The following is a 20,109-nucleotide window of genomic DNA, read 5'->3' as shown; positions in this document are numbered from 1 at the left end:
GAGAAGTCGACGCCGAGGCGGGCTTGCCTGTCGATTGGTATATAGATGTTCCGATCGGTCCACGGCGTTCTCGGAGGTGAGGCGCAGCATCACTTCTCCGGGCGGACTGCCACCGAAGGCGGCAGCGGAATCCGGAAGAAGACCCAAGGCGGTCTTCTTCGCCTCACTTGCCCTGCCGTGCCCGCTGCGGTCGACCTGGGGGAGGCTGAGGAACGCTCTGTTCAGGGGCGCGCGAGTCGGCGTTCGCCGCCCGCGCCCGGCTCGTAGGCGAGACCGTAGTGCTTGAAGATCTCGGGCTCGTCCTCGGCCGGCAGTACGTCGTCCGTGCCGATCGAAGGGCTCTTCTTCACGACGTCCTTGTCGTACGCGACCCTCACGTACGACGGACCCACGACCGCTCCGGCCAGCGGGACGAAGGCCAGGCGGTGACGGGTGGGCATGCCGATCACGACCGTGCCCATCACCGGCTCGTCCGTGGCGGTGTCCACGTAGACGGCCTCCAGCGTGCCGATCTTGTGGCCTCCGGCATCGATGACGTCATGGGTGCGCCACTCGCGGATGTCCCCTACTCGGATCATGTGTCGTCCCTTTCGCGTGCTCGGTGACAGCCTCTTCCCTCCCAGCCTGCCCCCGAGTGCGGGTCCTCACCAGGCGGACCTGGTCCGTCCGGTTGCGCCGGTTGCGGTTGTGCGAGTGCCCGGCCTGCCCACGGGGAGTCGATGTTCGGGCCGGCGACATCGACGGGACGGCCCTTGGTAGAGGCCGCCCCGAATCGCCGTCAGAATTCGCGGGGGCGGATGGCCGGATGTGCCCTGAGTCGGCCATCTTCCGTATCCCGGGCGTTTGGACACCCGTAACGGCGGTAGACGCTCATGCATGGTCCATCGACATGGGGGTTCTTATGTCGGACACTGTCGGGCAACGCGGGGGCGTGGTGCTTTTCGGCACCAAGGCCGAGACGTTGGCCAGGTTGGCGCCACGATTACGGACCGCGGTCGTACCGCCGTCGATGTATTTCACGGTCGGTGAGTGGAAGAGCGACCGCGCCGCTGTGTGCGAGAGAATCCGGGCCGAGCCGTGGGCGTTGTCGACCCTGGCCGTGCGGAGCAGTTCCCTGGACGAGGACGGTGAAGGTGCCTCGAACGCGGGGCGGTACACCTCCTGCCTCGAAGTGGAACCGGCCACCGGGCTCGTCACCGCCGTCACCGCCGTCATCGAGTCGTTCGGAGTGGCCGACGACCAGGACCAAGTACTCGTACAACCGCAGCTGACGGGCACGGTGGCGAGCGGTGTGTGCGCCTCGTGCGAACCCGGTACGGGGGCCCCTTACCGCCTGGTCAACTGGTCGGACGGGGCCGACACCACGGTGGTGACCGCGGGCCGGGCGGGCATACGCACCTGGCGTTTCCTGGCCTATGAGGACGGTCGGCCGCCCGTGGAGCGTCTCGGTGGTCTGCCGGCCCTGGCCCGGGAACTCGAAGGGCTCCTCGGGGACGGGCCGTTCGAGTTCGAATTCGCGGTGACACCGGAAGCGACGATCGTGCTCTTCCAGGCCCGGCCTCTGGCCGCACCCGCGCCGAGTGTGTCACGCGTGCGGCATCGGGCAGCCGTGCGGCGGTGCCGGCAGCGGTTCGACGCCCTGCTGAGCGGCCGTCCCCAGGCCGTGGGAAGTGACACGCTGTTGGGTGTCATGCCCGATTGGAATCCCGCGGAGATGATCGGGTTACGGCCCCGTCCGCTGGCGCTCTCCCTTTACCGCCATTTGATCACCGACGAGATCTGGGCCGAGGCGCGTCACGACTACGGATATCGCGACCTGCGGAATGTGCCGCTTCTCATCGATCTGGAGGGGCTGCCCTACATCGACATCCGAGCGAGTTTCTCCTCGCTGATGCCACGGGACCTGGGGGAGGCACCGGCTCGTCGGCTGATGCGGCACTATCTCGGAGAACTCCGATGCCGTCCCCACCTTCACGACAAGGTCGAATTCGCCATCGTCCAGTCGTCCTATCACTTCACCACGCCGCGATTCGCGGCCTCGGCGGTCGCGGACGGCATCCTGTCGGTGGAAGAGGCCGAGCAGTTCGCCGGATCGCTCCGCGCGCTCACCACGGACATGATCGGCCAGGACGGCCCTTACCGGCGTGACCTCCGTACCGTCCGGCGCCTGTCCGAACACCCGCTGGCCCCCGCCACCGGCGCGGCGCCCCACGAGCACACGCGCCACCTGCTCGGGCTCTGCCGGCGCGCGGGGGCGCTGCCCTTCGCGGGCATCGCGCGGGCGGCGTTCGCCGCCACCTCCCTGGTACGGAGTCTGACCGACCGGGGCGTCTGGTCCGCGGACACGGCCGACGCGTTGCTGGGAAGCGCCGACACGGTGACGAACCAGTTGCGGCGGGACCACGCGACCGGCGACAGGGAGGCGTTCCTGCGCCGGTACGGGCATCTGCGACCCGGGACCTACGACATCCTGTCCCCCCGCTACGACGAATGCGCCGAGCAGTACTTCGACTGGGCGTCGCCCACCACCCCTTCCCCGCCCACGGGACCGACGGAGTTCCATGCCGACGCGGTGACGCTGCGGGATGTCGGACGGCTGCTGGCCGAACACCGGATTCCGTACACCGCCGACGCGCTGCTGGAGTTCGTCCGGGGCAGCGTCGCCGCCCGTGAGTACGCCAAGCTCCAGTACTCGCGCGTGGTCAGCGAGATTCTGAGGCACGCGCGGCACACGGGGGACCGGCTCGGTTTCGACGCGGAGGACATGTCGTACACCACGGTGCGCGCGCTGGCGGAACTGACCGGCGACCGGACGGACGACCGACGTCGTCTCGGCGCCGCCGTGGCCCGGGGCCGGGACCGGTACGCCGTGACCCGGTCGCTGCACGCGCCGGCCCTCCTCTCCGCACCGGAGGAACTGACGTCCTTCGTCCCGCTGGACGTGGAGCCCAACTTCGTCGCGCACGCGCGAGTGGTCGCACCGGTCGCCGATGTCGACGCCGGGGAACCTCTCGACGGCGCCATCGCGATGATCCTCGCGGCCGATCCCGGGTACGACTGGATCTTCACCCACAACATCGTCGGATTGGTCACGGCGTTCGGCGGGGCCAACTCCCACATGGCGATCAGAGCCCTGGAACTCGGCCTGCCCGCGGTCATCGGAGCGGGCGACGTCCGCTTCCGGCAATGGCTGTCGGCCGGCTCGCTCGAAATCGACGCGGCGAACCGCCTTGTGCGACCGGCGCACACACCGGGTGCGAGCGGGCACGTCACCTGACGACCGGGAGGAAACGGCATGAGCGAGCACCATGCGGACCGGCCGGGCCCGGTCATCTGGATCACCGGCCTCTCAGGCGCGGGGAAGTCCACCGTGGCGGCCGAGCTGATCCGCCGGGCACGTGCCATGGACCGACATCCCGTGCTCCTCGACGGGGACGAGATGCGCGGTGTGCTCGGCGCCACCCGGGCCCACGACAGCGCGGCCCGGCGTGACCTGGCCCTGTTGTACGGCAGGATGTGCGGCCTGCTGTCCGGACAGGGGCACACCGTGGTGTGCGCCACCATCTCCCTGTGCCACGAGGCGCACGCCTGGAACCGCGCCAACCTGCCCGGCTACGTGGAAATCCTCCTGGACGTACCGCTGCGGGAACTCCGACGGCGCGACCCCAAGGGGATCTACGCCTCCGCCGACGACCGGGACCGGACGGTGGGGGTGGGCATCGACGCCGAGTTCCCCCTCGCCCCCGACCTGGTGATCCCCAACTTCGGCGTCGCCGATGCCCGCACTTCCGCCTCTCGCATCCTCGACCTCTGTCTGAACAAAGGAGTCTGGACATGACGACGTGGGACTACACCCTGCTTGCCGCCACCTACTCACTGCGCCCCCCGTACGCCGAGCGAGCCGTCGAGCGCATCGTCGAAACCTGCGGTGTGTCACGGCCACGGGTGGCCGACATCGGAGCCGGAACCGGCCACCTCACGCTCGACCTCCTGCGGCACGGCTGCTCCGTCGACGCGGTGGAGCCCAACGACGCGATGCGCTCCATCGGCCAGGAACGCACATCCGGCCGGGCCGCCGTCCGCTGGTACCGGGGGACCGCCGAGCGGTCCGGCCTCCCCACCGGCGCCCACGACCTGGTGACCTTCGGCTCCTCCTTCAACACCACCGACACCGGTCCGGCCCTGGCCGAAGCCGCCCGCATGCTGACCGGACGGGGCTGGATGGCATGCGTCTGGAACCACCGCCGACTCGACGACCCGCTCCAGGCGTCCATCGAGGCGCTCATCCGCTCCCGCGTGCCGGAGTACTCCTACGGTTCCCGCCGCGCCGATCAGTCACCGGCCATCGAGGCGAGCGGCCTGTTCTCCCCCGCGACGAAGATCGAGGAGTCCTTCCACCACGAGATGCCCACGGCGGACTGGACAGCCGCCTGGCGTTCCCACGCCACGCTGCAACGGCAGGCCGGCCCGCTCTTCGACAGCGTGGTCGCCGACATCGAGGCGCTGGTCCGCGAGCGCGTCGGCGACACCGTCCGGGTCCCCTACGTGACGGTGGGATGGCTGGCTCCCCGCCGCAGGACGGACTGACGATGCGTTTCACGTACCCACGGCCGGGCGGCCCCACCACGCCCGTGGGACTCACCCAGCGGCTCCTCCCGCCCGACTCCCACGGGGAGCGCCGCCTGGCGCTCGACGTGCGGTGGAACGTCTTCCTCGCCGCCTGCGGGCTCCTCGCCGTCCCCCTCCCCCTCGAACCGGAGCTGGCCGACGCCACGCTCGAACGCAGCGGCTGCGCCGGCGTCATCCTCACGGGCGGGAACGATCCGGCCGCTCTCGGCGGCGACGCCGTCGAACGCGACGTGCTGGAGGAGCACCTGATACGGCGGGCAGCCGCTCGGAGTACGCCGCTCCTCGGTGTGTGCAGGGGAATGCTCATGATCCTCCGCGTCCACGGGGCCGAGCTGTCACGGGTCGAAGGACACGTGGCCACGAGGCACCGGCTGACCGGTGACCACGCCGGACGTGTCGTGAACAGCTACCACAGCTGGGCGTGCCGGGAGGCACCGCCCGCCTTCGAGGTGACGGCACGCAGCGGCCCGCTGATCGAAGCGGTCCGGCTGCCCGGGACCCGCATCGCGGCGGTGATGTGGCACCCCGAGCGGGCCGACACTCCCGACCCGGCCGACATCACCCTGCTCGACGACATGTTCCGAGAGGATTCATGACCATGGCGCTCCCCCGGAAAGCGGTCATCCTGTCAGCCGGCCGCGGATCACGGATGGGACAGCTCACGGCGGACGGGCCCAAGAGCCTGCTCCGGATCGGCGGCGCGCGACTTCTGGACCGTCAGCTCGCCGCTCTGCGCGCGGCGTCCATCCACGACATCGCGGTGGTCACCGGCTGGCAGGCGCAGCGGTTCGACGCCTCGGGCCTCGTCCTCCTCCACAACGCCCGCTGGGCGAAGTCGGACATGACCGACTCACTGGCCTGCGCCGGAGCATGGCTCCGCCGGGAGCCCACGGTCGTCTGCTACGGCGACATAGTCTTCCCGCCCGCGGCGGTCGAGCGCCTCCGCGATCAGCCGGGCGACATCGTGATCACCTACGACCCGGACTGGTCGGAGCTGTGGGCACAGCGCTTCGCGGACCCGCTCAGCGACGCGGAGACCTTCCGTCTGCGCCCGGACGGAACGGTCCGTGAGATCGGCGGCCGGCCCGCCACCACCGATGAGGTCGAAGGGCAGTACACAGGGCTGTTCAAGACGGAACCGGCGGGCTGGCAGCGCCTCCACGCGGCCCTCGACGAGTCGGGCGCAGGTACGCGCCGGGACATGACCGCGCTGCTCGCCCGGCTCATCACCCGGCACGACGTGCGCGTCCCGGCGGTGCCCGTGTCCGGTCCCTGGTACGAGTTCGACTCCCCCACCGACGTGGCGGCGGGCCGCGCACGGCTCGCCGACCTCGACCGGCTGCTCGGCCTCGCGACGACGGCCGCCGGACCCGTCTCACCGCCGGACCCGGTGCCGGGAGCGGCACCGGGCCGTCGCTGAAGACGGCGCACCCGCACTCCGCGTACGACCTCTTCCCCCGGGAGCCCTTGGTGCCGACCACTCACGCCGGGCCGCGGCCCCACCGGTTCCACCTGGTCGCGGCGCTGTTGTCCGCCACCAACTTCCTGGCGGTGTTCGACGGCCTCGTCGTCACGGTCGCACTGCCCGCGATCCAGGACGAACTCGGGATCAGCCAACTGGACGCCCAGTGGCTCATCACCGGTTACGCGCTTCCCCTGGCCGCCCTGCTGCTGTTCGGGGGCCGGTGCGGCGACCGTTACGGGCGGCGGCGCGTACTGGTGACCGGACTGTGCCTGTTCACGGCCGGCCTGCTGCTCGCCGGCCTGTCCCCCACGGTCTGGCTGATCCTCGTCGCCCGCGTGCTGCAAGGGGTCGGCGCGGCCCTGGCGGTACCCAACTCCTTCGCCACCATCAGCGCGATGCCCACGCCCGAGCAGCGGAACTGGACGTTCTCGGCCGTCGCAGTGGCCGGGGGCCTGGGCGCGGCGGGCGGAGCGGTCATCGGCGGGCTGATCACGCAGGGACTGGGGTGGCGGTACGTCTTCCTCCTCACCGTCCCCGTGGCGGCCGCCACGGCGGTGACGGCGACCAGGGTCCTGTCACCCGGGAGGTCCGAGACGCGCCCGGACCGGCTCAACGGCGCCGCCACGGTCCTGTCGGTGACGGGGCTGATGCTCCTGGTGTTCTCGATCACCAACATCGAACGCAAGGGCCCGTTCTCCGCCACGACCGTCGGAGCCCTCTCCGCGTCCCTGGTCCTCCTCGCGATCCTCTGCGTCCGCGAGCGTCGCGGCTCCTCCCGTTTCGTGCGACCGCGGCTGTGGAAGGACCGCGAGTTCCGTACCGCGGTCATCGGCACCCCCAGCCAGGTACTGGCCTATGACGGCATGGTCTTCATCTGCCTGCTGTATCTGCAGAACGCGCGCGGCTACGGTCCGCTGACCGCGGGCCTGGCGTTCAGCCCCCTCGGCCTGGCCGTGCTCCTGGGCTCCCCCGTGGCCAACCGGCTGCTCCGCGCGCATCACTGGACGAGCGTGGTGCTGGCGGCCCAGGTCGTCTGCGCCGTCGGACTGGCGCTGCTGGCGACGGCGCCGCGCGAGGGCGCCTACGCCGTGTTCTTCCTGCCCAGCTTCGCCTTGCTGGGACTGGGCAGCACGGTGTCGGTCGTCGCCTTCAACGTGGCCGCGGGCAAGAACGTGCCGTCCGAGGACAAGGGCGCGGCCTACGGGCTCTACGAGACGTCGAAGTACCTCTCGACGACGCTCGTCGTCGCGGCACTCGCGACCGTGGCCGCCGCTCGCACCGGTGCCGAAGTCGACGCCCGCGCACCGTCCGCCCTCGCCACCGGCTATCAACTCGCCTTCGCCATCGCGGCCGTGGGCGCTCTCGCCGGCGGCCTGCTGACCAAGTTCTCAGGACGCCCCGGCCGTAGCGGTCGCGGCGGAACCACCGTCCCCGCGAAGGAGTGATCACATGACCCGCGACCAGCACCACGGCCTCCGTGACCGCATCAGCGACCTCCACGAGGAGAACATCGCCGTACTGGGCGACAGAGACGTGGTGATAGCCAGTTTCGGCGGCGCGGGCCAGTCGCTGGTCGGCAACATCCTGCTGGAGCTGGGGCTCAACTACGTCGACGCCTACACCGAGCGGCTGTCGCCCGACGGCACCGGCCGGCCGGTGGAGGAGCACGCCGAATGGCGCCGGCGTCTGGCCGCCAGCCACACGAAGGACTCAGCGCACGCGTCGGGCCGTCGGCCGTGGCCCCGGTTCGTGAAGACCCACCTTCCCCCCGGCCACTTCGGCGACCGCCCTCTGCTCGGGTCGTGGATTCTCGTCCGGGACCCCCGGGACGCCCTCTACTCGCGATACCGCTTCCGCGTCGACTACGCCCAGGACCCGGCGGACACGGCGGCGGGAACCTTCGAGAACTGGCTCCACCGCCCGGGGCCGGCCGGCCTGAAGCCGGTCGACGACTGGAACCACTTCTACGACACGTGGCTCGACGCGACCGCCGTCCACCGGCGTCACACGACGACACGCTTCGAGGACATCAAGGCCGCCCCCTCGACAACGATCTGCCGCGCCCTGCGGGAGTTCGGTGTGATGGCTCGGCCTCAGCAGGTCGCCGCGGCGGTCGAGCGCAGCTCCTTCACCGCCATGCGCGCCCACGAGGAACGCAACAGCGGCTCGGAGAGCGCCCCCGGCCGGCAGCAGCACATCATGCGCAGAGGGAAGCCGGGAGAATGGCGGGAGTGGATGACCCCGCGGCTGATGACGTGCTTCTCCGCACCGCGGACGCGGTCCGTGGCGGCCCGGTTCGGTTACCGGCCGGCGGAGGCGTGAGGGGCGGACGGTCACCACGCCATCTGCCCTCGGACGGCGGCCCGCTGGGAACGGCGCCCCCTGCGGGTGCGATCGGCTTCACCGAGTGCCCGTACTCCGCGCGTTGCTCCACCCGTGGCATTGCCTCGTTCCGCGCGGTGGGGCCGTATCGGGGCAGTACGGAGCCGTCAGGGCCGTACACGTCCGGTACGCAGCCCCGTTCGAGGCCGACGCCACCCGTCCGGGCCCCTCACGGCATCGTCGTCGGCGGCGGTTGCGGGGCGCCCGGCAGCCGGATCGTGGCCTCCGTGCCGCCGCCGCCCGCCGGGCGGAGGGCGATCTCGCCGCCCGACTGCTGGACCGTGCGGGCCACGATCGACAGGCCCAGGCCGGAGCCGGGGAGTTGGCGGGCGGACGGGGAGCGCCAGAAGCGTTCGAAGACGTGGGGGAGGTCTTCGGCCGGGATGCCGGGGCCGTGGTCCCGTACCGTCAGCGCACCGGACCGCAGGGTGACCTCGATCGTGCCGCCGGACGGGCTGAACTTCACCGCGTTGTCCAGGATGTTGACGATCGCGCGCTCCAGGTCGGCCGGTTCCGCGCGGACGTACCACGGTGACAGGTCGGCTTCGATCGTCAGTTCGGGGCCGCGCAGCCTGGCCCGGCGCAGGGCCGCGTCCACGATGTCGTGCAGCGCGACGACCTGGAGCGGACCGGGGTGAGTGGCGTCCGGGCGGGCCAGTTCCTGGAGGTCGCCGATGAGCGAGGCCAGTTCGGTCATCTGCGCCTTGACGGACGTCATCAGCGCCTTGCGGTCGTCCGGCGGGATGGCCCGGCCGGTCTCGTCGCTGCGGGCGAGCAGTTCGACGTTCGTGCGCAGGGAGGTGAGCGGGGTGCGCAGTTCGTGTCCGGCGTCCGCGATCAACTGGGCCTGCCGGTCGCGGGAGGAGGCGAGTGAGGCGGTCATCGAGTTGAACGAGCGTGACAGCCGGGCGATCTCGTCCTCGCCCTCGACCGGGATGCGGACGGTCAGGTCCTCGGTACGGGCCACGTGCTCGACTGCCCCGGTCAGTTCGTCGACCGGGCGCAGCCCGGTGCGGGCGACCCAGAGGCCGGCCGCGCCCGCGCCCAGTACGCCGATGCCGGAGGTCAGCAACAGCACCCACGCGAGCGTGGACAGCGGCTGGTCGATCTCGCTCAGGGGACGGGCGATGGAGACGGCGAGCCTGCTGTTGGACTGGGGATCGCCCGACGGGTACGGATAGGTGTGGACCCGCATCTCCTTGCCCGCGGCGTTCTTCGCCGAGTGCAGGGCGTCGCCCCGGCTTCGGGCCGCGACCTCGATGTCCTCCTGGGTCACGGGGATCGGCGAGGAGTTGGGCGCCGCGCACACCGTGCCGGACGCGTCGATGATCTGTACGACGTACGAGCCCTGCGGCGGCGGCACGGGCGAGTTGTCCGTCCCCCCGCAGTTGCGCAACTGTTCCTGCACGTACCGGGTGTCGGCGGTGACGTCACGCAGCGAGGAGTCCAGTTGTTCGTCGAGCTGGGCCTTGGTGACGAACCAGCACGCCACGGCGACGGCGGCGACCGCCATCGCCACGGCGGTGGCGACCAGCAGCGCCAGTCGGGAACGGAGCGGAAGCGCGCGGAACCGGCGCTGGAGCCCGGTCACCTCACCCCTCACCGCCGCCCGTGGCGCGCAGCGCGTACCCCACGCCCCGGACGGTGTGCACCAGGCGTGGTTCGCCCCCGGCCTCCGTCTTGCGGCGCAGGTACATCACGTACACGTCCAGGGAGTTGGAGCTGGGCTCGAAGTCGAAGCCCCACACCGCCTTGAGGATCTGTTCGCGGGTGAGCACCTGGCGCGGGTGGGCCAGGAACATCTCCAGCAGGGTGAACTCCGTACGGGTCAGCTCCACCCGGCGCGTCCCGCGCGTGACCTCGCGGGTCGCCAGGTCCATCCGCAGATCGGCGAAGGACAGCACGTTGTCGTCGGGGAGGTCGCCGCCGCCCGCCGTCGCGTACGAGCTGCGGCGCAGCAGGGCGCGGATGCGGGCGAACAGCTCGTCCAGCTCGAACGGCTTGACGAGATAGTCGTCGGCGCCCGCGTCGAGCCCGGTGACCCGGTCGCCGACGGTGTCGCGGGCGGTGAGCATCAGGATGGGGGTGGTGCTGCCGGTGGAGCGGATGCGGCGGGCGGCGGTGAGGCCGTCCATCCGCGGCATCTGGATGTCGAGGACGATCAGGTCGGGGGCGTACGACTCCGCCCTGGCGAGGGCGTCGAGGCCGTCGACGGCGACCTCGGTGCCGTATCCCTCGAACGCCAGGCTGCGTTGCAGGGCCTCGCGCACGGCGGGCTCGTCGTCGACGATCAGGATGCGCTGCGGATCGTCTTCGGCGTGGCTCATCGCTCGTTCGTCCTCTTTCTCGTTTCCGGTCCGGCGGTCTTTCCGGTGAGTGCTCCGGGTGGGTGTTCCTGGTGGGGCGCCCGTGGTGAGTGCCCCGCGGAGTGCTCCGACGGGTGCTCGACGGGTGCTCGGTGGAGCGCTCGGCGGGGTGCCTCAGCCTCGCACGATCGTGGTCCGGCGTCGCGCCCAACCGCCCCGCCGGGCTCAGATGCCGTCGCCCGCCCGCAGCGTCTTCAGGTCCGCCTTGACCGTGTCGACCGGGATCGCGAAGCCGAGGCCGACGCTGCCCGCGGCGGAACCGGTCGAGCCTCCGGACGAACTCGGCGAGTACATCGCGGAGTTGATACCGATGATCTCGCCGTTCATGTTGATGAGGGCGCCACCGGAGTTACCCGGGTTCAGCGAGGCGTCGGTCTGGATGGCCTTGTACGTGGTCTTCGACGTACCCGTGTCCCCGTTGAACTGCTGCCCGCCGAACTCGAACGGCCAGCCGTCCCCGCCGCCCTGGCCCTGCTGCTCCTGCTGCTCCTGGCTGCTCCGCGACTCCTCCTTGGCGACCGTGACATCGCGGTCGAGCGCGGAGACGATGCCGCTGGTGACCGTGCCGGTCAGGCCCTCGGGCGAGCCGATCGCGACGACCTGGTCGCCGACCCGGACCGAGGAGGAGTCGCCGAGCGCGGCCGTCTTCAGCCCACTGGCGCCCTTGAGCTTGATGAGCGCGAGGTCCTTGTCGGGGTCGGTGCCGACGATCTCCGCGGTGTACGTCCTGCCGGTGCTCATGGTCACCTGGATCGACGCGGCGCCGGAGACGACGTGGTTGTTGGTGACGATCTCGCCGTCGGCGGTGACGACCACACCCGAACCGGTCGACTCGCCGGCCGTCGACGTCGCACCGATCTCGACGATCGCGGGCGACACCGCCTTCGCGACCCCGGCGACGGTCCCCGCGCTGCTCTGCGAGACGGTGGTGCCGCTGACGACACTGCCGGAGGCCGTGCTGTGCGTGCCGTGGTCGGTGAGCTGCGCGACGAGGGTCGCGCTGCCGCCGCCGACCACCGCCGCGGCGATGGCCACGGCGGCGAGCAGCGCCACCGGGCCCCGGGCCCGCCCGGCACGCTTCGGGGGAGTGGGGCCCGCGGGGACGAGCGGGGCGTACGGGAGTCCGTGGCCGCCGCCTCCGTTGTTCCCGCCGCCGTACCCGGCGCCCGCCTCCGGCCCCGGCCCCGGCCCCGGCCAGACGGTGGTCCCGGGTCCGGCGGCGATCGGCCGAGCGGGCTCGTACGGGGGCGGCGGCGGGTAGGCCGCGTCTCCATAGGGCGGGTACGGGGTCTGCCCGGCACCCGGCGCATACGCGGAGTCCGGGGAGTGCGTGGAGGAGGACTGCTGCTGCGCGGTGTGCTCGCCGCTCGGGCGCTGGCTCTCAGTCATGTCATCGAGCGTGTCCGGGGAACATGAGAAGAGCCTGAGCACGGTCTGAGAAGGCCGCCAGAACCGTGTATGTCCCATATAAAGAGCGGCCGGGGCAGGGCGGTGAGCGCCCGGGACGCGCAGTGGTACCGAACACCGGGACGTGCGGTGGTCCCGGGCATCGGGACGTGCGGTGGTCCCGAACACCGGGACGTGCGGTGGTCCCGGGCATCGGGACGTGCGGTGGTCCCGAACACCGGGACGTGCGGTGGTCCCGGGCATTGGAACGTGCAGTGGTACCGAGCACCGGAACGTGCGGTGGTCCAGGGCAGTGGTCCCGAAGGGTCTCAGGGCATCACACGGACGGTGTCCACGGCTGGACCGGTTCGCCGCATCCGCACGAACGCCGTACCACCAGCGCCGAGGGGAACTGCTTCAGCCGCTCACGCCGCGACCCCGACACCCTCAGCGCGTCGTCGAGCACCAGGTCCACGGCGGCCCGTGCCATCGCGGGGCGGTCCGAGAAGACGGTCGTCAGCGGCGGATCGGTCAGTCCCGCTTCCTTCACGTCGTCGAAACCGGCCACCGCCAGCCCCTCCGGCACGTCGATCCGCAGCTCGCGCGCCGCCCGCAGCACACCGAACGCCTGGTCGTCCGTCGCGCAGAAGATGGCCGGCGGCCTGTCCGGCCCGGCCAGCAGCTTGAGCGCCACCTGGTAGGCGTCGTAACGGTTGTACGGGGCCTGGAACAGCCGGCCCTCCGTCGAACGCCCCGCCTCGTGCATCGCCCGGCGCCAGCCCTCGACGTGGTCGGCCACCGGGTCGCCGACCACCGGGGTCGACTCCATGCCGCCGAGGCAGGCGACGTACGCGTGGCCGTGCTCCAGCAGGTGCCGGGTGGCGAGCTGCGCCCCGCCGACGTCGTCCGTCACCACGGCCACGTCGTCGATCGCCTCGGGCCGCTCGTGGAGCAGCACCACCCGGGCGTCCCACGCCTCGATCTCGGCCGCGGCCCGCTCGCTGGGTCCCTGGCTGACCAGGATCAGCCCGGAGACCCGCATCCCGAGGAAGGCCCGCAGATAGTGGACCTCGCGCTCGTCGCGGTAGTCGGAGTTGCCGACGAGGACCATCTTTCCGCGCTCGGCGGCGGCCTGTTCGACCGCGTGCGCCATCTCCGCGAAGAACGGCTGACGGGCGTCGGGGACGATCATCCCTATCAGGTCGGTCCGCCGGGAGGCCATCGCCTGCGCGACCCGGTCGGGCCGGTAACCCAGCTCCTTGATCGCGGCGAGCACCCGCTCGCGCGTGGCCGGGGCGACCGGCCTCGGCCCGTTGTTGATGACATAGCTGACCACCGCGGTGGACGTCCCCGCCAGCCTTGCCACATCGTCCCGCGTCACCTTGGCCACGCGCGGCAGTCTACGCGGATGGACGTGCTCCATGGCAGGTCGGACGGCGATTTCCGTCGATACGGCACCGACTCGTGACTGCTCCGAACGGGGGACGGCGGACCGACCCCCGGCGCACCGCCCGCGCGTCGCCGGCCGCTACACCGCGGAACGGCTCGCGGCTCCTCCGGCGGCCCGCGTCCCGGCTCCTCCGGCGGTCCGTGCCTCGGCGCTGTCGGCGGCCCTCGCCTTGGCGTCCTCGCCGGCCCGCTCCACCTTCTCCGGGACGACGAAGCGGTAGCCGACGTTGCGGACCGTACCGATCAGCGACTCGTGCTCCGGGCCGAACTTGGCGCGCAGCCGCCGGACATGGACGTCGACCGTCCGCGTACCGCCGAAGTAGTCGTAGCCCCAGACCTCCTGGAGCAGCTGGGCCCGGGTGAAGACGCGGCCGGGGTGCTGGGCGAGGTACTTCAGCAGCTCGAACTCCTTGAAGGTCAGGTCCAGGACCCGGCCCTTGAGCTTCGCGCTGTACGTGGCCTCGTCGACCGACAGGTCCCCGTTGCGGATCTCCATCGGGCTGTCGTCGGAGGTGTTCTGCTGCCGGCCGGTCGCCAGCCGCAGCCGGGCCTCGACCTCGGCGGGACCCGCCGTGTCCAGCAGGACGTCGTCCATGCCCCAGTCGGCGGTCACCGCGGCGAGGCCGCCCTCCGTCACGACGAGCAGCAGCGGACAGCCGGGTCCCGTGGACCGCAGCAGCTGGCAGAGGGACCGCACCTGCGGCAGATCGCGGCGGCCGTCGATCAGGACGACATCGGCGCTGGGGGTGTCGAGGAGGGCCGCACCCTCGGCCGGGGCCACGCGCACGCTGTGCAGCAGGAGGCCGAGGGCGGGAAGCACCTCCGTCGACGGTTGGAGGGCATTCGTCAGCAGCAGCAGTGAACTCATCGCCACTCACCTGCCCCGGTGGTCGGTCGATCGTGCACGGTTCGCTCGCCCATTACGTCGGTCCTCCTCAGTTCCCTGCGAGAGGGGCACTCCCGGGCCGGGGCCCGGGGGAGTATGCGGCTCATCTTCGTACGCCTTCGTACCGTTCGCGCGGCCAGTTCCGCCGAGTCCGCCGGAACGTCTCCGCGCCGGCGCTCGGAAAGCACAAAAGGACCCGGGGGCTGCGTTGCCCAGGTCCTCATCGCAGCAGAATAGCCCACATGAGTTCCGCCACCGAGGGCCGGTTCCGGCGCACGCCCGTCCGCACGATCACGCCCGGACCCCGGCGCACGGTGCTGCACGCGGCCGACGGGGTGCCCGTGGAGGCGCTGTACGAGCCCTGTACGAGGAGTGTCGAGGACGTTGCCGGCGCGGGTGCGCGGGCGGGTGCCGGTGCCGGGGCGGAGGGGGGCGACGCGGGTACGGCGATCGTGATCGCGCACGGCTTCACCGGGTCGGTCGACCGGCCCGCCGTGCGGCGCGCGGCGCGGGTGTTCGCCCAGCGTGCGGCGGTGGTGACGTTCTCCTTCCGGGGACACGGCGGCTCCGGCGGCCGGTCGACCGTGGGCGACCGCGAGGTCCTGGATCTGGCGGCGGCGGTGGCCTGGGCGCGCGAACTCGGGCACCGCAGGGTGGTGACGGTGGGCTTCTCGATGGGCGGTTCGGTGGTGCTGCGCCACGCCGCGCTGTACCGGGGGGCGGAGCCGGTGACAGACGGCCCCGTGGCGGGCGACGGAAGACATGGGGGGCGTACCGAAGCGTGGGAGGGGGCGCAGGCACCGGCTTGTGCGCGCGGCGAGGGGGAAGGCGGGCGCGGTGGCGACGGTGACGGGCGCGGGGACGGGAAAGGCGCGAGCGGGAACGGGGGAGGGGGAGGCGGGCAAGGTGGCGACGGTGACGGGCGCGGGGATCGCGTCGGTCCGGTCGGGCTGGACGGTCCGAACGGCCCGGACGGTTTGGGCGGTCGGGACGTGAGCGCGGTGGTGGGAGCGGAGGCCGGGGCGGGTCCGGGTGCGGAAGCGGGTTGCGGCGTGGACGCGGTGGTCGCCGTGAGCGCTCCGGCCCGCTGGTACTACCGGGGTACGGCCCCGATGCGCCGCCTGCACTGGGTGGTCACCCGGCCCGCCGGACGGCTCGTCGGCCGGTACGGCCTGCGTACCCGGATCGACCGCCGGGGATGGGACCCCGTACCGCTCTCACCGGTCGACGCGGTCCCGCTGATCGCGCCGACCCCGCTGCTGATCGTGCACGGCGACCGCGATCCGTACTTCCCGGTCGACCATCCGAGGATGCTGGCCGAAGCCGCCCGGGGCCACGCGCGGCTCTGGCTGGAGCCCGGCATGGGCCATGCGGAGAACGCGGCGGACGAGACCTTGCTCACCCGGATCGCCGACTGGCTGGCGACGGCGTGAACCATGATGGACAGCGCACGGGTGCGGAGTCCGTGACGCGAGACGAGACGAGAGGAGTGCCGCCATGGCAGCGGTGACCATCCGCTACTGGGCCGCGGCGAAGGCCGCCGCGGGGACCGCGGAGGAGCCGTACGCGGCTGTCACACTCGCCGACGCGCTCGACGCGGTGCGCCGACGGCACCCGGGCGAGCTGACCCGCGTACTGCCCAGGTGCTCGTTCCTGATCGACGGCGATCCCGTGGGTACGCGTGGCCATGAGACCGTACGCCTTGCCGAGGGCGGCACGGTCGAGGTGCTCCCGCCGTTCGCAGGAGGGTGAACCGCACAACATGAGCAGCAGCGATCAGCAGCATCCGTACGGCCAGGGGTACGTACCGGGTTACGAGGACGGGCAGCGGCCGGGCCACGGACAGGGGCCGGAGGAGCACGGACAGGGGTTCGTCGACGTGTCCGGGCAGACGCACGCGCGGGGCCGCGAGCCGCAGGGCTCGTACGACCCCTACGCCCCGTCCTCGCACCCGTACCCGTCCCCGTCCTCGTACGAGCCGAACCAGGACCCGGCCACCACCCAGACCTGGGAGGGCCAGACCTGGGACACGCAGTACCAGCCGTCGGTCCCGTCGACGCAGCTGCCGACCCCGCCCCCGACGCCGATGTCGAATCCGGGCGTGCGGCAGGCCGGGCCCGAGGCCGGTCCGTACGGTTCGCAGCCCGATCCGTACCGGCCGGACCCGTACCAGCCGTACGCGCAACCCGATCCGTACGCGCAACCCGATCCGTACGCGCAGCCCGATCCGTACGCGCAGTCGGACCCGTATCAGCAGCCCCAGCAGCACCAGCAGCCTCAGTGGCAGTCCCAGGCATCCCAGCAGTTCCAGCCGTACGCCGAGCCCGCCCCGTACGCCCAGTCCGATCCGTACCAGCAGCCGCAGGCCCAGCCCCAGGCCCAGCCTGCGCAGCAGTCCCAGGCGTATCAGCCGCAGGGCGCCGCCGACTCCGGTTCGTACCCGCTGCCGCCCGAGGTTCCGGTCGCGGTCGCGGCGCCCGCCGCACCGGCCGCACCGGCGACGGCACCCGCGCCGGCCGGGCACGACACCTCCGGGTACAGCGCGCCCACCACCCTCGGCAACAGCCGCATCACCGACGCCCAGCGCGCCCGCGCCGAGGGCCGGTCGCCGATCATCGCGCCCGGCACACAGCCCGCCGCGATCACCGCGGCCCTCGGTCTGCTGCTCGCGCTCGGCGCCGGGATCGGGCAGTACGCCCTGCTCGTACCGCTGGTGCTGCTCCAGGCCGTGACGGCGGCCGGATGGTTCCGGCTGAACGGCATGTGGCCCGCCCGTCAGGGCATCGCACTCGCCTTCCTGGGCGGTCTCGTCTCCGATGTCGCCCTGCTCGTGGCGGGCCGCGACAACGCGCCGGCCGCGATCATCGGCACGCTCGGCGTCTGGGTGCTGCTCACGCTGGTCCTCCAACTGCGCAGCCACGCGAGCGCCGACGAGCGGATGGCCGGACTGATGGCGACCGTCGTCTCGGCGGCTCTCGCGATCGTCGCCACCGGACAGCTGGCGGCGGTCCCCGACGCGGTCGTGGTCGGCGGGGTCGCCGTGGCGGTGGCCGTGCTGGTCCGCGCGCTGCCGCTCCCCGGGCCCGTATCGGTCGTCGGGGCGCTGATCGTCGCGGCGGGCGCGGGCGGGGTGGTCGGCGGCTTCACGGACCTCGGCACGGGGGGCGCGCTCCTCGGGTTCGCGGCCGGTGGCTGCGCGCTGATCGGGCTGCGGGTGGCGAGCTACGATTACCCGTCACGGTTCGTGCACATGACGGCGGGGGTCGCACTGCCCCTGACCGCCGCGGCTCCGGCCGTCCATCTGCTCGGGCAGGTCCTCTCCTGACCCTCCCCTGACCGCCTCCGGCCCGTCCCGCGCCGCCGACGGGCCCGTACCCCGGTTCGTGTACCGCCGGCCGGCCCGTCCACGGATACGGGCGCGGCCGGGGAACCGTCCGTGGCCTCCGTACGTCGATCAAGCCGGGCCTGTCGTGCGACACAGCGGCACCAGTAGGCTCGCGGGCACCAGGGGGCTCGGTCGGATCATGGTGGGGGAAGAACAGACATGCGCGGACTTCGAATACTGCTGATCATCGTGGTGATCCTGGGCGGACTCTTCGTGGCGGCCGACCGGGCGGCGGTGTACTTCGCCGAGTCGGAGATCAAGGACCGCATCCAGATCTCCGGTGGGTCGACGGAGTCGAAGGACGTCTCGATCAAGGGCTTCCCCTTCCTGACCCAGGTCGTGAGCGGCGGTCTCGACGAGGTCGAGGTCGACCTCAAGGGCGTCTCGACCACCACCTCGGGCCACCCCACCCGCATCAGCACGATGAAGATCCAGCTGCACGACGTGAAGCTGGCCAACGGCTTCACCAGCGCCACCGCCGCCCGCGCCACGGGCAAGGCCGTCATCTCGTACGAGGACCTCACGAAGGCGGCCGACGAGGAAGTCTCCGTCGCCTACGGCGGCAACGGCAAGGTGAAGGTCACCGGCACGGTCGCGGTCATGGACCGCCCGGTCTCGCGCAGCGTGCTCTCCACCGTCACCCTGGCCGACGGCAACGTCATCCGGGTCCACGCGGACAAGGTGCCGGGCGAGGGCATCCCCGGCCTGGAGGACCTGGTCCGCTCGAAGAGCGACTTCAACCGCACGATCAGCGGTCTGCCGAGCGGGCTGAACCTGGAGAAGGTCGAGGTCACTCCGGAGGGCCTGGAGGTCTCGGTGTCGGGTACGGATGTCCGGCTGGCCGGCTGAGAGCCGGCTCGCGCCCGCCCCGCTCGGCCGCGCTCCACCGCTCCGGTCACATGGTGAGACGTACACGTCCGGTCCGCAGATGGCGAACCGCCGTGACCTGCTCCGCGACGCCTCCGAAGCCCTTTTCGTTCGACAGGCATCTCGCACTGCGGACGATCCTGTCTCAGGATGTGACACGGCGGTGACATCGTCGCCCGTATCTCCTTACGATCGGTCCCATGCAGTGCTCCATCAGTGGTCTCCGTCAGCGGGGACAGGCGGATCTCACGAAGCGGCGGGCAGTGGACCTGTGCCGCGTCGCCGCCATGCTCTGTCGCACTGCCTGAGCGGGAGTTCCCGCGTACCTCCCGGCCCTTCCGACCGTTGTCAGGGCCGTCCCCGTGCCCGTACGACCGCCCAGCGCCCCCGTACAGACCGGCACTCACCGCATCATCTCGCCGCAGACTGCCCCGGAGGAGAAACACATGAGCCGCAGTGACGTCCTGGTAGACGCCGACTGGGTCGAGGCCCACATCGACGACCCGAAGGTCGCCATCGTCGAGGTCGACGAGGACACCTCGGCCTACGAGAAGAACCACATCAAGAACGCGATCCGGATCGACTGGACGAAGGACCTCCAGGACCCGGTCCGCCGTGACTTCGTCGACCAGGCCGGCTTCGAGAAGCTCCTCTCGGAGAAGGGCATCGCGAACGACACCACGGTCGTGCTCTACGGCGGCAACAACAACTGGTTCGCCTCCTACGCCTTCTGGTACTTCAAGCTCTACGGCCACCAGGACGTCCGCCTCCTCGACGGTGGGCGCAAGAAGTGGGAGCTGGACTCCCGCGACCTGGTCGACGCCGTCCCGACGCGTCCGGCCACGCAGTACAAGGCCAAGCCGCAGGACGAGTCGATCCGCGCCTACCGCGACGACGTCGTCAAGGCGATCGGCAGCCTCAACCTGGTCGACGTGCGCTCGCCCGACGAGTTCAGCGGCAAGCTGCTCGCCCCGGCGCACCTGCCCCAGGAGCAGTCGCAGAAGCCCGGCCACGTGCCGAGCGCCCGCAACATCCCGTGGTCGAAGAACGCCAACGACGACGGCACCTTCAAGTCGGACGACGAGCTGCGCGCCCTCTACGAGGCCGAGCAGGTCGACCTGGCGAAGGACACCATCGCGTACTGCCGCATCGGTGAGCGTTCCGCCCTGACCTGGTTCGTGCTGCACGAGCTGCTCGGCCAGGAGAACGTCAAGAACTACGACGGTTCGTGGACCGAGTACGGCTCCCTCGTGGGTGTGCCGATCGAGCTCGGCGCCAACAAGTAATTCCTGAC

At 71.5% G+C, this 20,109-nt stretch carries 18 protein-coding genes; 12 read left to right on the top strand and 6 right to left on the bottom strand.

Going from position 1 to position 20,109, the window contains the following annotated elements; all coding sequences use genetic code 11:
• Positions 1-221: 221 nt before the first annotated feature.
• A complete protein-coding gene (locus PZB75_RS13465) occupies positions 222-578 on the bottom strand; it encodes a PRC-barrel domain containing protein (RefSeq protein ID WP_275535543.1) in 357 nt (118 codons plus the stop codon).
• A 323-nt stretch (positions 579-901) separates the two neighbouring features.
• On the opposite strand from PZB75_RS13465, the gene PZB75_RS13460 reads away from it, so the two are divergent.
• From PZB75_RS13460 to PZB75_RS13430, 7 genes are read left to right on the top strand one after another with little or no spacing between them, the layout of a single operon-like run.
• Entirely contained in the window at positions 902-3,277 is a 2,376-nt protein-coding gene (locus tag PZB75_RS13460; protein WP_275535542.1) for a PEP-utilizing enzyme, read from the top strand.
• Between the two features lie 18 nt (positions 3,278-3,295).
• A complete protein-coding gene (locus tag PZB75_RS13455) occupies positions 3,296-3,838 on the top strand; it encodes an adenylyl-sulfate kinase (protein ID WP_275535541.1) in 543 nt (180 codons plus the stop codon).
• Complete coding sequence (locus tag PZB75_RS13450; RefSeq protein ID WP_275535540.1) at positions 3,835-4,587, top strand: class I SAM-dependent methyltransferase; 753 nt, start codon at positions 3,835-3,837, stop codon at positions 4,585-4,587. Before PZB75_RS13455 ends, PZB75_RS13450 begins: the two co-directional genes overlap by 4 nt.
• A 2-nt stretch (positions 4,588-4,589) precedes the next feature.
• The gene (locus tag PZB75_RS13445) at positions 4,590-5,225 is read left to right on the top strand and encodes a gamma-glutamyl-gamma-aminobutyrate hydrolase family protein (protein WP_275535539.1); all 636 of its coding nucleotides are present in this window, start codon (positions 4,590-4,592) and stop codon (positions 5,223-5,225) included.
• Positions 5,222-6,049, top strand: coding sequence for a phosphocholine cytidylyltransferase family protein (locus PZB75_RS13440; RefSeq protein WP_343286233.1), 828 nt, complete (start codon positions 5,222-5,224; stop codon positions 6,047-6,049). The genes PZB75_RS13445 and PZB75_RS13440 overlap by 4 nt, the downstream gene beginning before the upstream one ends.
• 50 nt (positions 6,050-6,099) lie before the next feature.
• A complete protein-coding gene (locus PZB75_RS13435; RefSeq protein ID WP_275535537.1) occupies positions 6,100-7,539 on the top strand; it encodes an MFS transporter in 1,440 nt (479 codons plus the stop codon).
• Positions 7,540-7,543: 4 nt separating this feature from the next.
• Complete coding sequence (locus PZB75_RS13430) at positions 7,544-8,416, top strand: sulfotransferase domain-containing protein (protein ID WP_275535536.1); 873 nt, start codon at positions 7,544-7,546, stop codon at positions 8,414-8,416.
• Positions 8,417-8,645: 229 nt separating this feature from the next.
• Here PZB75_RS13430 and PZB75_RS13425 read toward each other — a convergent pair whose 3' ends face one another.
• The 5 genes from PZB75_RS13425 to PZB75_RS13405 form a co-directional block, all read right to left on the bottom strand.
• A complete protein-coding gene (locus PZB75_RS13425) occupies positions 8,646-10,067 on the bottom strand; it encodes a HAMP domain-containing sensor histidine kinase (RefSeq protein WP_275535535.1) in 1,422 nt (473 codons plus the stop codon).
• 1 nt (position 10,068) lies between these two features.
• On the bottom strand, positions 10,069-10,803 hold the full coding sequence (locus PZB75_RS13420; RefSeq protein WP_275535534.1) for a response regulator transcription factor: 735 nt from the start codon (positions 10,801-10,803) through the stop codon (positions 10,069-10,071).
• A gap of 204 nt (positions 10,804-11,007) precedes the next feature.
• Positions 11,008-12,231, bottom strand: a complete 1,224-nt coding sequence (locus tag PZB75_RS13415; RefSeq protein ID WP_275535533.1) for a trypsin-like peptidase domain-containing protein — start codon at positions 12,229-12,231, stop codon at positions 11,008-11,010.
• A 334-nt stretch (positions 12,232-12,565) separates the two neighbouring features.
• Positions 12,566-13,618: a LacI family DNA-binding transcriptional regulator gene (locus PZB75_RS13410; RefSeq protein ID WP_275535532.1), complete on the bottom strand. Its 1,053-nt coding sequence runs from the start codon at positions 13,616-13,618 to the stop codon at positions 12,566-12,568.
• 138 nt (positions 13,619-13,756) lie between these two features.
• On the bottom strand, positions 13,757-14,545 hold the full coding sequence (locus tag PZB75_RS13405; protein ID WP_275535531.1) for a response regulator transcription factor: 789 nt from the start codon (positions 14,543-14,545) through the stop codon (positions 13,757-13,759).
• Positions 14,546-14,796: 251 nt separating this feature from the next.
• Between PZB75_RS13405 and PZB75_RS13400 the strand changes: the two genes are divergently transcribed.
• The 5 genes from PZB75_RS13400 (at position 14,797) to PZB75_RS13380 (ending at position 20,101) form a co-directional block, all read left to right on the top strand.
• Complete coding sequence (locus PZB75_RS13400) at positions 14,797-15,996, top strand: alpha/beta fold hydrolase (protein ID WP_275538697.1); 1,200 nt, start codon at positions 14,797-14,799, stop codon at positions 15,994-15,996.
• Positions 15,997-16,060: 64 nt separating this feature from the next.
• Complete coding sequence (locus tag PZB75_RS13395; protein ID WP_275535530.1) at positions 16,061-16,315, top strand: MoaD/ThiS family protein; 255 nt, start codon at positions 16,061-16,063, stop codon at positions 16,313-16,315.
• 10 nt (positions 16,316-16,325) lie between these two features.
• A complete protein-coding gene (locus PZB75_RS13390; protein ID WP_275535529.1) occupies positions 16,326-17,888 on the top strand; it encodes a hypothetical protein in 1,563 nt (520 codons plus the stop codon).
• A gap of 219 nt (positions 17,889-18,107) precedes the next feature.
• The gene (locus tag PZB75_RS13385; protein ID WP_275535528.1) at positions 18,108-18,797 is read left to right on the top strand and encodes a DUF2993 domain-containing protein; all 690 of its coding nucleotides are present in this window, start codon (positions 18,108-18,110) and stop codon (positions 18,795-18,797) included.
• A 464-nt stretch (positions 18,798-19,261) separates the two neighbouring features.
• Positions 19,262-20,101 (top strand): sulfurtransferase, encoded by an 840-nt coding sequence (locus PZB75_RS13380; RefSeq protein ID WP_275535527.1) that lies wholly within the window; start codon positions 19,262-19,264, stop codon positions 20,099-20,101.
• The last annotated feature ends 8 nt before the right edge of the window (positions 20,102-20,109 follow it).

The organism is Streptomyces sp. AM 4-1-1 (assembly GCF_029167625.1).
Taxonomy (GTDB): Bacteria; Actinomycetota; Actinomycetes; order Streptomycetales; family Streptomycetaceae; genus Streptomyces.
The sequence above is the reverse complement of the archived record's forward strand: the minus strand, read 5'-3'. Positions and strand labels throughout refer to the sequence as shown.

Excerpts from the sequence above, each read along its gene's own strand:
- PZB75_RS13445 (WP_275535539.1), top strand. The coding sequence starts at position 4,590 with ATGCGTTTCACGTACCCACGGCCGGGCGGCCCCACCACGCCCGTGGGA.
- PZB75_RS13430 (WP_275535536.1), top strand. The coding sequence starts at position 7,544 with ATGACCCGCGACCAGCACCACGGCCTCCGTGACCGCATCAGCGACCTC.
- PZB75_RS13380 (WP_275535527.1), top strand. The coding sequence starts at position 19,262 with ATGAGCCGCAGTGACGTCCTGGTAGACGCCGACTGGGTCGAGGCCCAC.
- PZB75_RS13450 (WP_275535540.1), top strand. The coding sequence starts at position 3,835 with ATGACGACGTGGGACTACACCCTGCTTGCCGCCACCTACTCACTGCGC.
- PZB75_RS13455 (WP_275535541.1), top strand. The coding sequence starts at position 3,296 with ATGAGCGAGCACCATGCGGACCGGCCGGGCCCGGTCATCTGGATCACC.
- PZB75_RS13460 (WP_275535542.1), top strand. The coding sequence starts at position 902 with ATGTCGGACACTGTCGGGCAACGCGGGGGCGTGGTGCTTTTCGGCACC.
- PZB75_RS13415 (WP_275535533.1), bottom strand. The coding sequence starts at position 12,231 with ATGACTGAGAGCCAGCGCCCGAGCGGCGAGCACACCGCGCAGCAGCAG.
- PZB75_RS13385 (WP_275535528.1), top strand. The coding sequence starts at position 18,108 with ATGCGCGGACTTCGAATACTGCTGATCATCGTGGTGATCCTGGGCGGA.
- PZB75_RS13395 (WP_275535530.1), top strand. The coding sequence starts at position 16,061 with ATGGCAGCGGTGACCATCCGCTACTGGGCCGCGGCGAAGGCCGCCGCG.
- PZB75_RS13420 (WP_275535534.1), bottom strand. The coding sequence starts at position 10,803 with ATGAGCCACGCCGAAGACGATCCGCAGCGCATCCTGATCGTCGACGAC.
- PZB75_RS13405 (WP_275535531.1), bottom strand. The coding sequence starts at position 14,545 with ATGAGTTCACTGCTGCTGCTGACGAATGCCCTCCAACCGTCGACGGAG.
- PZB75_RS13440 (WP_343286233.1), top strand. The coding sequence starts at position 5,222 with ATGACCATGGCGCTCCCCCGGAAAGCGGTCATCCTGTCAGCCGGCCGC.
- PZB75_RS13390 (WP_275535529.1), top strand. The coding sequence starts at position 16,326 with ATGAGCAGCAGCGATCAGCAGCATCCGTACGGCCAGGGGTACGTACCG.
- PZB75_RS13465 (WP_275535543.1), bottom strand. The coding sequence starts at position 578 with ATGATCCGAGTAGGGGACATCCGCGAGTGGCGCACCCATGACGTCATC.